Raw genomic sequence first — 12,924 nt, 5'->3', positions numbered from 1 at the left:
ACAAGGCTGATGGGAGGTTCGAATGGGCGAAGCCGTGGAAGGGAAATACCCGCCGCTCGACGTCATCACCATCGGCCGCGCCTCGGTCGATCTCTATGGCCAGCAGATCGGCTCGCGGCTGGAGGACATCGCCTCTTTCGCCAAGTCGGTCGGCGGCTGCCCGGCCAATATTTCCGTCGGCACGGCGAGGCTCGGCCTGCGCTCGGCGCTGCTGACGCGCGTCGGCGACGAGCAGATGGGCCGCTTCATCCGCGAACAGCTTCGGCGCGAGGGCGTCTCGGTCGACGGGCTGAAGACCGACAAGGAACGGCTGACGGCGCTGGTGCTGCTCTCGGTCGAGAGCGAAGGCGTCTCGCCGATGATCTTTTATCGCTCGGACTGCGCCGACATGGCGCTCGCCGAAGAGGATATCGACGAGGCCTTCATCGCCTCGGCCCGCTCGGTGGTCGTCACCGGCACGCATTTCTCGCGTCCCAATTCCGATGCCGCGCAGCGCAAGGCGATCCGCCTGATGAAAGCCAAGGGCGGCAAGGTGGTGTTCGACATCGACTACCGCCCGAACCTCTGGGGCCTTGCAGGCCATGCCGAGGGTTTCGAGCGTTACGTCAAGTCGGACCGGGTATCGGCGCAGCTGAAGACGGTGCTGCCCGATTGCGATCTCATCGTCGGCACCGAGGAAGAGATCATGATCGCGTCGGGCGCCGACGATTGCCTGAGCGCGCTGAAGACGATCCGCGCGCTGTCCTCGGCCACCATTGTTCTCAAGCGCGGCGCCAAGGGCTGCATCGTCTATGACGGGCCGATCAGCGACGACCTCGAGGACGGCATCGTCGGCAAGGGTTTTCCGATCGAGATCTACAATGTGCTGGGCGCCGGCGACGCCTTCATGTCCGGCTTCCTGCGCGGTTGGCTGGGCGGCGAGAGTTTTGCCACCGCCGCCACCTGGGCCAATGCCTGCGGCGCCTTTGCCGTCTCGCGCCTGCTCTGCGCGCCGGAATATCCGACCTTCGAGGAGCTGCAGTTCTTCCTCAAGCACGGCAGCAAGCATCTGGCGTTGCGCAAGGACGAGGCGATCAACCACATCCATTGGGCGACGACGCGGCGGCGCGACATACCCTCGCTGATGGCTTTGGCCTGCGACCATCGCGTCCAGCTGGAAGACGTCGCGGCGAAAGTCGGCGCCGACGTTGCACGCATTCCCGATTTCAAGGTGCTGACGGTCAAGGCTGCGGCCAAGGTCGCCGCTGGCCGCGACGGCTACGGCATGCTGATCGACGAGAAATATGGCCGCGACGCTATGTTCGAATTCGCCCGCCACCCCTTTGCCTGGCTCGGCCGTCCGGTCGAATTGCCCGGATCGCGGCCGCTGCGCTTCGAGTTCTCGCAGGATATCGGCTCGCAGCTTACCGAATGGCCGGTCGACCACTGCATCAAATGCCTGTGCTTCTATCACCCGGACGACCCGGAAGCGCTTAAAGTCGAGCAGCAGCAGAAGCTGCGCGCGCTGTTCGAGGCGGCGCGGAAGGTCGGCCGGGAGCTGCTGGTCGAGATCATCGCCGGCAAGCATGGCAAGCTGGACGACACCACCATTCCGCGCGCGCTGGAGGAGCTCTATGTGCTGGGCATCAAGCCCGACTGGTGGAAACTGGAGCCGCAGGCTTCGGCAGGCGCCTGGGCAAAGATCGAACAGGTGATCGTCAAGAACGATCCATGGTGCCGCGGCGTCGTGCTGCTCGGGCTGGAGGCGCCGCAGGACGAGCTGGTCGCGGCCTTTGCCGCGACGAGCAATGCGCCGATCGTCAAGGGATTTGCGGTCGGTCGCACCATCTTCATCAACGCCGCCGAACAATGGCTGGCCGGCAAGATGTCGGATGACGAGGCGGTGGCCGACATGGCCGCGCGCTTCGAGCAGCTGACCGAGGCCTGGCTTGCCGCGCGCGGCCGTAAAGCAGCATAAGAAACACGGGCAGCATAAGAAAACGGCGTCAACGAAAGCCGGAGGAAACGACAATGAGCAAGACCGTTCGCCTGACGATGGCGCAGGCCGTGACCCGCTTCCTCAGCCGGCAGATGACCGTGATCGACGGCAAGACAGTACCGATCTTCGGCGGCGTCTGGGCGATCTTCGGCCATGGCAATGTCGCCGGTATCGGCGAGGCGCTCTACCAGGTGCGCGACGAGCTGCCGACCTTCCGCGCCCATAACGAGCAGGCGATGGCGCATGCGGCGATCGCCTACGCCAAGGCGAATTTCCGCCGCCGCTTCATGGCCGCGACCTCTTCGATCGGCCCGGGCGCGCTCAACATGGTGACGGCAGCGGCCCTTGCGCATGTAAACCGGTTGCCTGTCCTGTTCCTGCCCGGCGATGTCTTCGCCAACCGCCTGCCGGACCCGGTGCTGCAGCAGGCCGAGGATTTTTCCGACGGCACGGCGAGCGTCAACGACTGCTTCCGCCCCGTGTCGCGCTATTTCGACCGCATCACGCGACCGGAGCAGATCATCCCGGCGCTGAACCGCGCCATGCAGGTGCTGACCGATCCGGCCGAATGCGGCCCGGTGACGCTCTCGCTCTGCCAGGACGTGCAGGCCGAGGCTTATGATTATCCCGAAAGCCTGTTTGCCGAGCGCATCTGGACACCGCGCCGGCTGCGCCCGGACCGCAATGAGCTGGCGGCGGCCGTCGCGGCGCTGAAAGGGGCGAAGAAACCGCTGGTGATCGCCGGCGGCGGCGTCCTCTATTCGCAGGCCTCGGGCGAGCTCGCCAAGCTGGTGCAGGGCGCCGGCATTCCTGTTTGCGAGACGCAGGGCGGCAAATCCTCGCTGCCGGACGACCATCCGCTCAACATGGCCGCTGTCGGTGTCACCGGCACCTCCGCCGCCAACCGGCTGGCGGAAGAGGCCGACGTGGTGCTTGCCGTCGGCACCAGGCTACAGGACTTCACCACCGGGTCGTGGGCGCTGTTCAAGAATGCCGGCCGCACAATCATCGGCCTGAACAGCCAGGTCTTCGACGCCGGCAAGCACTGGGCGCTGCCGCTGGTCGCTGACGCGGCCGAAGGGCTTGCCGAACTTTCCGCCGCGCTGAAGGGCTGGAAGGCGCCGGCCGCCTGGACCGACAATGCGCTGAAGGGCAAGACGGAGTGGCAGGCGGCCGCCGCCAAGGTGACGGCCTCGACCAATGCCGCCTATCCGTCCGACGCGCAGGTGATCGGCGCCGTGCAGCGCGCCATGGGCTCGGGCGTCACGCTGCTGCATGCCGCGGGCGGTCTGCCGGGCGAATTGCACAAGCTCTGGCAGGCCGGCGCGCCGGGTTCCTACCACGCCGAATACGGCTTCTCGACCATGGGCTATGAGATCGCCGGCGGGCTCGGCGCCAAGATGGCCAAGCCGGACGAGGAGGTCGTCGTCATGATTGGCGACGGCTCGTATCTGATGCTGAATTCCGAGATCGCGACCTCGGTTATGCTTGGCCTGAAGCTCACCGTCGTACTGCTCGACAATCGCGGCTATGGCTGCATCAACCGGCTGCAGATGGCGACCGGCGGCGCCAACTTCAACAATCTCCTGAAGGACGCCCGTCACGAGGTGATGCCCGACGTCGACTTCGCCGCGCATGCGGCGAGCCTCGGCGCCATCGCCGAGAAGGTGGCCTCCATCGCCGAGCTGGAGACGGCGCTGGCCAAGGCGAAGAAGAACGACAAGACGACCGTGCTGGTCATCGACACCGATCCGCTGGTTTCGACCGATGCCGGCGGTCATTGGTGGGACGTCGCCGTACCGGAAGTCTCGTCGCGGCCCCAGGTCAACGCCGCGCGCAAGAAATACGAGGAAGCCGTGGGCAGCCGAAAGGGCTGAACCGGGCTCGCAACGAACCGACATTGGAGTGACGACTTGAAAGCCAAACTGGGCATGTCCCCCATCGCATGGTGGAACGACGATCTCGTGGAGTTGAGCGATGACGTGTCGCTGGAGGAATGCTTGGCGCAGTCGCGCTCGGCCGGCTTCACCGGCATGGAGATGGGCCGCCGCTTCCCCAACGATCCGAAGGTGATGCTGCCGATCCTGAAGGAAGCCGACGTCACGCTTTGCGGCGGCTGGTTCTCCGGCACGCTGGTCAATGAGGACCTGGCCAGGAACAAGGACCGCATCCAGCCGATGATCGATCTGTTCAAGGCGGTCGACGCGCCCTGCATCGTCTATGGCGAGGTTGGCCGTTCGATCCAGGGTGACCGCTCCAAGCCCTTGGCCACCAAGCCGAAACTCACCGGCGACGAGATGAAGGCCTATGGCCGCCGCGTCACCGAATTCGGCGAATGGTGCGCGGAACAGGGCATGCCTCTTTCCTACCACCATCACATGGCTGCGGTGGTCGAGACCGAGCCGGAGCTCGATTCCTTCATGCGCCATTCCGGCGAAGGCATTCCGCTTCTGCTTGATGCCGGCCATCTCGCCTTTGCCGGCGGCGACGTGCTGCGCGCCATCGACAACCACCACAAGCGCATCAACCATGTCCATGTGAAGGACGTGCGCATGGGCGTGATCGACGGGCTGGACCGCTCGAAACAGTCCTTCCTCGATGCGGTGGCGCTCGGGGCCTTCACCGTGCCCGGCGACGGCTCGCTCGATTTCGGCGCTATCGTCCAGCGCTTCGCCGATCACGGCTATGAGGGCTGGTTCGTGGTGGAAGCCGAGCAGGATCCGAAGAAGAACCCGCCGCTGAAGATGGCGCAGGTCGGCCACAAGGAGCTGATGCGGGTGATGACGGCTGCCGGCTACACAGTGGAGACGCAAGGGTTTCCGGCCTGAACGGTGGATTAGTCGGGGCGCCCGGTTTATCCGTTGCGCTTTGGACAAATCCTGGATTGGCGCGATGAAAGACTATGAGCATCCCTTCTTCCGACCGCTGTGGCGGCGCATTGCCGTCGTCGCCGTCTGCCTGATCTGGTCGGCGATCGAGTTCGCCTCCGGCACGCCGTTCTGGGGCGTCATCGCGCTCGGCTTCGCCGGCTATGCCGTGTGGCAGTTTTTCTATCTCTACAAGCCGGCGGAGGAGGCCAAACCTCCGGCCGAGCCGAAGGAATGATTGGGATGCACGGCGCGGAGGTTTTGTGTACCGGATGCTACGTGCATGACGGATCGCATGCGTCGGCGATTGGCCGGAACGCCCCTCGCTTCGTCATCCTAGGGCGGAGCAAGGAGCGAAGCGACGCAGCGCAGACCCTAGGATCCATGCCGTGACTTTGAAGTGTTGCGACGGTGTAGACAATGGCGCCGGAACGCCGGCCCAGACAGCCTCTTTCTGCACCACTGCATTCTACGACCGAGGTAACGGCATGGATTCTAGGGTCTGCGCGCCGCTTCGCGTCGCTCCGCCCTAGAATGACGACGTCGCGAGGGAACCGGCTAATCTCCAAGGTTTTCGCGATAGCCCATCGGATTCTTAGCTGCGCCAATCGGGCGTCCAGGAATAGGAGACAAAAAATGTCGAAACTGCTCGTCAAGGCCGACAAGGGCCACGGCCACGTCGCTCACGTCACACCGCAAAGCGCCGGCTGGACCTATGTCGGTTTCGATCTGCATCGGCTGAAGCCCGGCGAGACGGTGTCCGGCAAGACCGGCGACCGCGAGGTCTGCCTGGTCTTCGTCACCGGCAAGGGCAAGGCCTCGGCAGGCGGCAAGGATCTTGGCCTGCTCGGCGAGCGCATGTCGCCCTTCGAAGGCAAGCCGTGGTCGGTCTATGTGCCGCAAGGCGCCGACTGGTCGGTGACCGCCGACACCGAGCTGGAGCTCGCCGTCTGCTCGGCGCCTGGCTTAAGCGGCAGCCTGCCGGTGCGCGTCATCGGGCCTGACGATCTCGGCCAGGAGGTGCGCGGCAAGGGCACCAACACGCGCTACGTGACCAACATCCTGCCCGAGGGCAAGCCGGCGGATTCGCTGCTGGTGGTCGAGGTGATCACGCCCGGCGGCCACACGTCGAGCTATCCGCCGCACAAGCACGACCAGGACGATCTGCCGGCGGAATCCTATCTCGAGGAGACCTATTACCATCGGCTCAACCCGCCGCAGGGCTTTGCCTTCCAGCGCGTCTACACGGATGCCGACCGCAACGGCGTGCGCGAGCTGGACGAAGCGATGGCCATCGAGGACGGCGACGTCGTGCTGGTGCCGAAGGGCTATCACCCCTGCGCGGCCTGCCACGGCTACGACCTCTATTACCTCAATGTCATGGCCGGACCGAAGCGGACGTGGAAATTCCACAACGCCGCCGAGCATGAGTGGCTGATGAAGGCCTGATTGGGGGGGTTGATATTCAGGTGATGCCGGCCTGCAAATGGCGGTTTCCTGCGCTTCCGGTGCTCACGTACTTCAAGTACGCTCCGCTCCGGTTCTCGGAAGCCGCCATTTCGACTCGGCCTGACCTGAATCTCAACACACCCTAAGCAGGCCGGCAAAGCCGTTGGTCCAGTTGAGAAAAATCGTCGGCTAAGCACCTGGCGGCTGGACTTGCCTTCGAAAACCCATGAAAGCTTCGTCAATCCGTCATGGAAATCACCTATGGCAGCGGTTCCGGTGCATGTCGCCGTAAACGCTCCGGCGTTTTTGGGGCCACGACCTGCCAAGACAATGACTTGAAGCGTGTCGCATGATCCTTCGGGGCGCGCAGCGCTTGACGAGGAACGCCCATGCGCTACGCCATCTACTACACCCCGGGACAGGACGAGAAGCTGGCGCGCATTGCCGCCAACTGGCTGGGCCGCGACCCGTTCGGCGCGGCGACGCGGCCGGTCGAGGCCGTGGGCGACCTGTCGGCCGCGGAAGTCGCCTTCCACACCGCCTCCGCCAGGCGTTACGGGTTCCACGCGACGCTGAAGGCGCCGTTCCGGCTGGCGGCGAACGAGACGGAAGCCTCGCTGCGCGCCGCGCTCGACACTTTCGCCGAGGCGACGCCGCCGGTCGTCATCCCGCGTCTGGTCGTCGGGCAGATCGACGGCTTCTTCGCGCTGGTGCCGGAAACGCAGTTTGCGCCACTCAACGATTTTGCCGGCGAGGTGGTGCGCGCCTTCGATCCGTTCCGCGCGCCGCTGACCGAGACCGAGATCGAGCGCCGCAGCCCCGATGCGCTGAAGCCGGACGAGTTCCGCAACCTCTGCCAATGGGGCTATCCTTACGTCTTCGACACGTTCCGCTTCCACATGACGCTGTCGGGGCGCGTCGGGCCACAGGAAAGCCCACGTCTTCGGGCAGCGATAGACGGCCTGTTCGCCGACATCCTGCGCCAGCCGGTGCCGGTGGATGCGCTGACCTTGTTCGTCGAAAGCGAGCCCGGTGCGCCGTTCATGGCGCTTTCCCACCATGCGCTTGGCCGCAGCCCTGCCCGCAAGACCGCCTAGGGCGGATCAGCGGAAACGCTGAACCGCCCTATCTCTTTGTTTTACGCAATTCCAAACGGAAAACCGCAAAAACACTTTTCCTGGAATTGCTCTGGATGACCGCCGACCGACCGCTTGAGATAGGACCGCCTGAGATGACCGCCGAAACCGTTCTCACCAATGCCCGCATCGTGCTGCCCGACGAAATCGTCGAAGGTTCGCTTCTGTTGCGCGACGGCCTGATTGCCGCCGTCGAGCCGGGCGCTGCCCGAACCGGCGAGGACATGGGCGGCGATTATATCATCCCGGGCCTCGTCGAGCTGCACACCGATCACCTCGAAGGTCATTACGCGCCGCGCCCGAAAGTACGCTGGAACCCGATCGCCGCCGTGCTCGCCCATGATGCGCAGGTGGCGACCGCAGGCATCACCACCGTGCTCGACGCCTTGCGCGTCGGCATGGACGAGGACGCCGACCTGAAATCCGACGACGTTCGCAAGCTGGCCGACGCGATCGAGGACAGCGTGCGCCACGATCGGCTCAGGGCCGACCATTTCATCCACTTGCGCTGCGAAGTCTCGGCGCCGGACTGCCTCGAGGCTTTCGCCAATTTCGAGACCGACGACCGAGTGAAGCTCGCCTCGCTGATGGACCATGCGCCCGGACAGCGCCAGTTCGTCAATCTCGAGACCTATGCCTATTACTACCAGCGCAAACTGAAGCTGACGGACCGTGACTTCAAGAAATTCTGCGAGAAGCGGATGGCGGAATCGGCCCGCAATTCCGGTCCGAACCGCGTCTTCATCTCGGCCGCCTGCCAGGAGCGCGGCATCGTGCTGGCCAGCCATGACGATGCCACCACCGGCCATGTGAACGAAGCGATCGAGCAAGGTGTGCGGGTCGCCGAGTTCCCGACGACGGAAGAGGCGGCCAAGGCCTCGAAGGCCGCAGGCCTCGGCGTGCTGATGGGCGCGCCGAACGTCATGCGCGGCGCCTCGCATTCCGGCAACGTTTCGGCGCGCACGCTCGCCGCCGATGGCCTGCTCGACATCCTGTCCTCCGATTACATCCCCTTCAGCCTGATCCAGTCGGCCTTCTTCCTCGGCGATGTCGTCGAAGGGATTTCGCTGCCGCAGGCGGTCGCCATGGTCTCCAAGAACCCGGCCGAAGCGGTCGGCCTTGCCGATCGCGGCGTCATCGAGCCGGGCCGACGCGCCGACCTGGTGCGCGTGCGCGTCGACGACCACGTGCCGGTCGTGCGCACCGTGTGGCGCCAGGGCCGCCGGGTCGCATGATGGTGTCGGCCCTCATCGAGCGCGAGCTGGCCGAGAGCCTGCCGATCCGCAACGGCGTCTTCGTCGCGGTGGTTGGCCCGAGTGGCGCCGGCAAGGATACGGTGATCGGCTACGCCAAGCAGCGCTTTGCCGACGAGACGCGGCTGGAATTCGTGCGCCGCGTCATCACCAGGCCGAGCGACACGGCAAGCGAGGACCACGACACGCTGGCCGATGCCGCCTTCGCCGAAGCCGAGGCCGACGGCGCCTTCTCGCTGTGCTGGGACGCGCACGGCCTGCGCTACGGCCTGCCGGCCGATGTCGACTGGGCCGTGGCGAACGGCCATGTGGCGGTCGCCAACGTGTCGCGCGCGGTCATCCCGGCGCTGCGCGAACGCTACGCCAATCTGGCCGTGGTCGAGATCACGGCGGCGCCGGAGATCCTCGCCGAGCGGCTGGCGGCGCGCGGCCGCGAATCGCGCGGCGAAGTGCTTGCCCGTCTGGCGCGCAGCACGAACGTCAAGCTGACGGGACCGGACGTCACGTCGATCGACAATGGCGGCGACAAGGAGGTCGCCGGCGAACGCTTCGCCGAGGTGCTGCGCAGGGCGATGGCGTTCTCGGACCTGTCGGACATGATCTAACGCCTTGTCCTTCTCCCCTTGTGGGAGAAGGTGGATCGGCGCGCAGCGCCGAGACGGATGAGGGGTGTTCCAGCGGAGTGAGACGCCGGCGTTCCCTGGAACACCCCTCATCCGTCGCCTTCGGCGACACCTTCTCCCACAGGGGGAGAAGGGGAAGGCGCGCTCACTTGTTGAAGTTGGCGATGAACTGCTTGAACTGCGGCGTTGGCGGCCTGGCGAACATCTCCTTCGGTTCGCCAACCGTATCCACCTCGCCCTTATGCAGGAACATCACCTTGCTCGACACGTCGCGGGCAAAGCCCATCTCATGGGTGACGACCAACATGGTGCGCCCTTCTTCGGCGAGCGAGCGCATGACGCGCAGCACCTCGCCGACCAGTTCCGGATCGAGCGCGGATGTCGGCTCGTCGAAGAGCATCACCTTGGGATTCATCGCCAGCGCGCGGGCAATCGCCGCGCGCTGCTGCTGGCCACCCGACATATGCGGCGGGTAGTAGTTGCGGCGCTCCCATATGCCGACGCGCTTCAGCAAGGCCTCTGCCTGTTCCAGGCACTCCGCGCGCGGCCGCTTCAGCACATGCGTCGGCGCGGCGACGAGGTTTTCCAGCACCGTCATGTGCGACCAGAGATTGAAGCTCTGGAAAACCATGGCGAGATTGGCGCGGATCCGCTCCACCTGGCGGATGTCGGCCGGCAACTGGTGGCCGTCGCGGCTCCGCTTCATCTGGATGAGCTCGCCGTCCACCCGCACTTCGCCGGAATCCGGGGTCTCCAAGAGATTGATACAGCGCAGCATCGTGCTCTTGCCGGAGCCCGAGGAGCCGAGGATCGAAATCACGTCGCCCTTGTGGGCTTCGAGCGAAATGCCCTTGAGCACCTCATGATCGCCAAAGCACTTGCGCAGGTCCTTGACGCTGATGGCTGCCTTGTCGTCCGGAGACGATGCCGCTTGGGCGGCAGCGGCGACATTTGCCGACATCACAACACCTCCGGGACGGGTTTGATTTGCTGGCTCTGCTCAGGCGGCGGGCGCAGATGCGGTGAAAGCCGGTATTCGACCCAGGCGAACAGCCGGGCGATCGACAGGTTGAGCAGGAGGTAGATCACGCCGGCGCAGGTCAGCACCTCGATCGGCCGGAACGTGTCGTGCTGGATCTTCTGCGCCGTTCCCATCATCTCCATGATGGTGACGACGGATGCGAGCGCGGTCGCCTTGGTCATGAGGATGATTTCGGTCGAATAGGCCGGCAAGGCGAGCCGCAGCGCGATCGGCAGCGTCACGAGGCGGAAGCGGGTGAAGGCCGACATGCCGAACGCCTTGGCCGCCTCGATCTGGCCGACGGGCACCGCCCGCAGCGCGCCGCGGAAGATTTCGCTCTCATAGGCGGCTGTGTTCAAGGCCATGGCGACGATCGTGCAATACATCGGATCGCGCAGGATCGGCCACAGGATCGGGCTGTGGCGCACGAAATCGAACTGGGAGAGCCCGAAATAGATCAGATAGAGCTGCACCAAGAGCGGCGATCCACGGAAGACGAAGACATAGGCGCGGGTGAAATATTCACCGAACTTGTAGCCGGAAGCCCGCAGCCAGGTCAGGCCGGAGGCGATGATGAGCCCGAAGGCGATGCCGAAGAACCAGATCTCGAGCGTCAGCGGCAGCGCCTTGAGCACGCTCCACATGGTCGAAAGGTAGAAGTCGAAATCCACCGCCACCTCTCACTTCGGCCGCGTGAAACTGCGCGAGGTGTAGCGCTCGGCCTTCTCGAAGATCGGCGTCGAGACCGAGGTCATCACCAGGTAGAGGATGCCGGCGACCGTGTAGAAAAGCAGCGAATGATGCGTCGAACGCGCCGCCTTGTTCGCGGTCAGCATCAGCTCGGCGACGCCGGTGACCGAGATCAGCGCCGAATCCTTGATGGTCAATTGCCAGACATTGCCCAGCCCCGGTACCGCGAGGCGCAGGACCTGCGGCACGATCACCAGGCGAAACCGCAGCCAGGCCGACATGCCGTAGGCGCGGGCCGCTTCCAGCTCGCCGCGATGGATCGCCAGGAACGACCCGCGAAAAACCTCGGCCTGGTAGGCGCCGGAAATGATGCCGACCGCGAGAACGCCGCCGAGGAAGCTCGGCATGTTCAAGATGTCTGTCGAGCCGATCGAGCCGGTGGACCTCGCCACGCCGGTCAGAACCTGCGTGCCGCCATAGTAGAACAGGTAGATGATCAGCAGTTCCGGCTCGCCGCGAAACACGGTAGTGTAGCTCTCGCCGATGAACCTCAGTCCGCCGCGATGCGAAAGCTTGGCCGCCGCCACCAGCGAGCCCAGCACCGCACCAATCAGCATCGAGACGAGGGTAACGGCGAGCGTCCAGCCGATGCCCCAGAGCAGTTGCACGCCCCAGCCGGCGGCCAACAGCTCATAGGCCGTCGACACCTGGTCCTTGAGATCGTTGAGAAACTCCACTTACGGCTCCTGCGGGCGCCGAGATAGGCATCGACGGGTTGCCCGCCTTAAAGCGCGTGTCAAAACGGATTAGGCGACGCGCTTTTAGGCCTTGCCTTGATGCATGTCGTTCTCCCAAAACCGCTGCGCACTTTTGGCCGACATGCAATGCAAAACGGGAGCAGCCTTGGCTGCTCCCGTTGCGACATTACTTGGTAATGTCGATCTTGAACCATTGCATGGAATATTTCGACACCGAGCCGTCGTCGAGCGCGGCCTTGAGCGCCTTGTTGTAGATGTCCTGCAGATCCTTGTCGGTCTTGCGGAAAGCGGCGCCGATGCCCGGCCCGAGGATCGGGCCGCCCTTGAATTGCGGCCCGACGAATTCCAGGTCCTTGGCATCGGGCTTGGCCAGCGTGCCGAGGAAATAGGTGGTGTCGGCGAAGGCAACGTCGATGCGGCCGGCCATCAGGTCGAGGTCGTGCTCGTCGGTGGTCTTGTATTCATGGACGTTGGCGACGTCCTTGAGATATTTGTCGGCGAAGGTCGCCTCGGTGGTCGAGACCTGCAGGCCGACATTCTTGCCGGTGAGCTCCTTGCGCAGCGTGTCGAGCGCCGCCTTGGATTCGGCGTCGTCCTTCGACAGGTCGATCATCTTGCCGCTGTTGGACAGGTTGGCCAGCGGGCCGTTCTTGTCGGCCAGGAAGGCGACCGGCGACGAGGCGTAGGGGATCGAGAAGTCGATGGTCTTCATACGCTCTTCGGTGATCGACATGCCGTCCATGACGATGTCGAACTTGCCCGCCGTGAGGCCGGGAATGACGCCGTCCCAATCCTGCGCGACGATTTTGCATTCGAGCTTGGCCCGGGCGCAGACGTCGTTGAGGATGTCCACCTCGAAGCCGACGATCTTGCCGCTGGCGTCCGTCTGGTTCCAGGGGGCGTAGGAGCCCTCCATGGCGACCGTCACGGTCTTCCAGTCCTTGGCCAGTGCCGGGGTCGAGCAAGTCAATGCCAGCGCGGCGAGCGCGATCCAACGTGATGATGTCACAGGTGTGTCTCCCGTATTTTGTTCTTGGAACCCTCTGATACCAATTGCTTAGCCCAGCCCCAATTCTGCGACAAGGGCAGTTTTCCGGTTCACGCGTTGTTGCATCCGCCCACGAGCCCGGGCTTGCCCGGCGGCTTCAC

12 protein-coding genes are annotated in these 12,924 nt (G+C 64.6%); 8 read left to right on the top strand and 4 right to left on the bottom strand.

Annotated features, from left to right (window positions below; all coding sequences use genetic code 11):
• Positions 1-22: 22 nt before the first annotated feature.
• The 8 genes from RFM52_RS01180 to phnN all read left to right on the top strand — a co-directional run bounded on the left by RFM52_RS01180 (position 23) and on the right by phnN (position 9,288).
• Positions 23-1,957 carry a bifunctional 5-dehydro-2-deoxygluconokinase/5-dehydro-2-deoxyphosphogluconate aldolase gene (locus RFM52_RS01180; protein WP_320294028.1) on the top strand — a complete coding sequence of 645 codons (1,935 nt, stop codon included), beginning with the start codon at positions 23-25 and terminating at the stop codon, positions 1,955-1,957.
• 53 nt (positions 1,958-2,010) lie between these two features.
• Positions 2,011-3,855: a 3D-(3,5/4)-trihydroxycyclohexane-1,2-dione acylhydrolase (decyclizing) gene (gene iolD / locus RFM52_RS01175; protein WP_320294027.1), complete on the top strand. Its 1,845-nt coding sequence runs from the start codon at positions 2,011-2,013 to the stop codon at positions 3,853-3,855.
• Positions 3,856-3,891: 36 nt separating this feature from the next.
• The gene (gene iolE / locus RFM52_RS01170; protein WP_320294026.1) at positions 3,892-4,806 is read left to right on the top strand and encodes a myo-inosose-2 dehydratase; all 915 of its coding nucleotides are present in this window, start codon (positions 3,892-3,894) and stop codon (positions 4,804-4,806) included.
• A 64-nt stretch (positions 4,807-4,870) separates the two neighbouring features.
• Positions 4,871-5,083 (top strand): hypothetical protein, encoded by a 213-nt coding sequence (locus RFM52_RS01165; protein WP_042637521.1) that lies wholly within the window; start codon positions 4,871-4,873, stop codon positions 5,081-5,083.
• Positions 5,084-5,481: 398 nt separating this feature from the next.
• Positions 5,482-6,294, top strand: a complete 813-nt coding sequence (iolB, locus tag RFM52_RS01160) for a 5-deoxy-glucuronate isomerase (protein ID WP_320294025.1) — start codon at positions 5,482-5,484, stop codon at positions 6,292-6,294.
• A 389-nt stretch (positions 6,295-6,683) separates the two neighbouring features.
• The gene (locus RFM52_RS01155) at positions 6,684-7,391 is read left to right on the top strand and encodes a DUF1045 domain-containing protein (RefSeq protein ID WP_320294024.1); all 708 of its coding nucleotides are present in this window, start codon (positions 6,684-6,686) and stop codon (positions 7,389-7,391) included.
• 134 nt (positions 7,392-7,525) lie between these two features.
• Positions 7,526-8,665 (top strand): alpha-D-ribose 1-methylphosphonate 5-triphosphate diphosphatase, encoded by a 1,140-nt coding sequence (locus RFM52_RS01150; RefSeq protein ID WP_320294023.1) that lies wholly within the window; start codon positions 7,526-7,528, stop codon positions 8,663-8,665.
• Positions 8,662-9,288, top strand: a complete 627-nt coding sequence (gene phnN, locus RFM52_RS01145) for a phosphonate metabolism protein/1,5-bisphosphokinase (PRPP-forming) PhnN (protein ID WP_320294022.1) — start codon at positions 8,662-8,664, stop codon at positions 9,286-9,288. Before RFM52_RS01150 ends, phnN begins: the two co-directional genes overlap by 4 nt.
• 163 nt (positions 9,289-9,451) lie before the next feature.
• Here phnN and RFM52_RS01140 read toward each other — a convergent pair whose 3' ends face one another.
• The 4 genes from RFM52_RS01140 to RFM52_RS01125 all read right to left on the bottom strand — a co-directional run bounded on the left by RFM52_RS01140 (position 9,452) and on the right by RFM52_RS01125 (position 12,784).
• Positions 9,452-10,267: an ABC transporter ATP-binding protein gene (locus tag RFM52_RS01140; RefSeq protein WP_320294021.1), complete on the bottom strand. Its 816-nt coding sequence runs from the start codon at positions 10,265-10,267 to the stop codon at positions 9,452-9,454.
• Positions 10,267-11,004 carry an ABC transporter permease gene (locus RFM52_RS01135; RefSeq protein ID WP_320294020.1) on the bottom strand — a complete coding sequence of 246 codons (738 nt, stop codon included), beginning with the start codon at positions 11,002-11,004 and terminating at the stop codon, positions 10,267-10,269. The genes RFM52_RS01140 and RFM52_RS01135 overlap by 1 nt, the downstream gene beginning before the upstream one ends.
• A gap of 3 nt (positions 11,005-11,007) precedes the next feature.
• Positions 11,008-11,754 carry an ABC transporter permease gene (locus tag RFM52_RS01130; RefSeq protein WP_320294019.1) on the bottom strand — a complete coding sequence of 249 codons (747 nt, stop codon included), beginning with the start codon at positions 11,752-11,754 and terminating at the stop codon, positions 11,008-11,010.
• A 187-nt stretch (positions 11,755-11,941) separates the two neighbouring features.
• Positions 11,942-12,784, bottom strand: a complete 843-nt coding sequence (locus tag RFM52_RS01125) for a transporter substrate-binding domain-containing protein (protein WP_278160890.1) — start codon at positions 12,782-12,784, stop codon at positions 11,942-11,944.
• Positions 12,785-12,924: the final 140 nt, after the last annotated feature.

Origin of the sequence: Mesorhizobium humile, assembly GCF_033977215.1 — a bacterium.
In the GTDB taxonomy this organism is placed as follows: Bacteria; Pseudomonadota; Alphaproteobacteria; order Rhizobiales; family Rhizobiaceae; genus Mesorhizobium; species Mesorhizobium humile.
Note: the sequence above shows the minus strand (reverse complement) of the source record. Positions and strands in the feature narration are given on the sequence as shown.

Excerpts from the sequence above, each read along its gene's own strand:
- iolB (WP_320294025.1), top strand. The coding sequence starts at position 5,482 with ATGTCGAAACTGCTCGTCAAGGCCGACAAGGGCCACGGCCACGTCGCT.
- RFM52_RS01180 (WP_320294028.1), top strand. The coding sequence starts at position 23 with ATGGGCGAAGCCGTGGAAGGGAAATACCCGCCGCTCGACGTCATCACC.
- iolD (WP_320294027.1), top strand. The coding sequence starts at position 2,011 with ATGAGCAAGACCGTTCGCCTGACGATGGCGCAGGCCGTGACCCGCTTC.
- RFM52_RS01150 (WP_320294023.1), top strand. The coding sequence starts at position 7,526 with ATGACCGCCGAAACCGTTCTCACCAATGCCCGCATCGTGCTGCCCGAC.
- RFM52_RS01140 (WP_320294021.1), bottom strand. The coding sequence starts at position 10,267 with ATGTCGGCAAATGTCGCCGCTGCCGCCCAAGCGGCATCGTCTCCGGAC.
- RFM52_RS01165 (WP_042637521.1), top strand. The coding sequence starts at position 4,871 with ATGAAAGACTATGAGCATCCCTTCTTCCGACCGCTGTGGCGGCGCATT.
- phnN (WP_320294022.1), top strand. The coding sequence starts at position 8,662 with ATGATGGTGTCGGCCCTCATCGAGCGCGAGCTGGCCGAGAGCCTGCCG.
- RFM52_RS01155 (WP_320294024.1), top strand. The coding sequence starts at position 6,684 with ATGCGCTACGCCATCTACTACACCCCGGGACAGGACGAGAAGCTGGCG.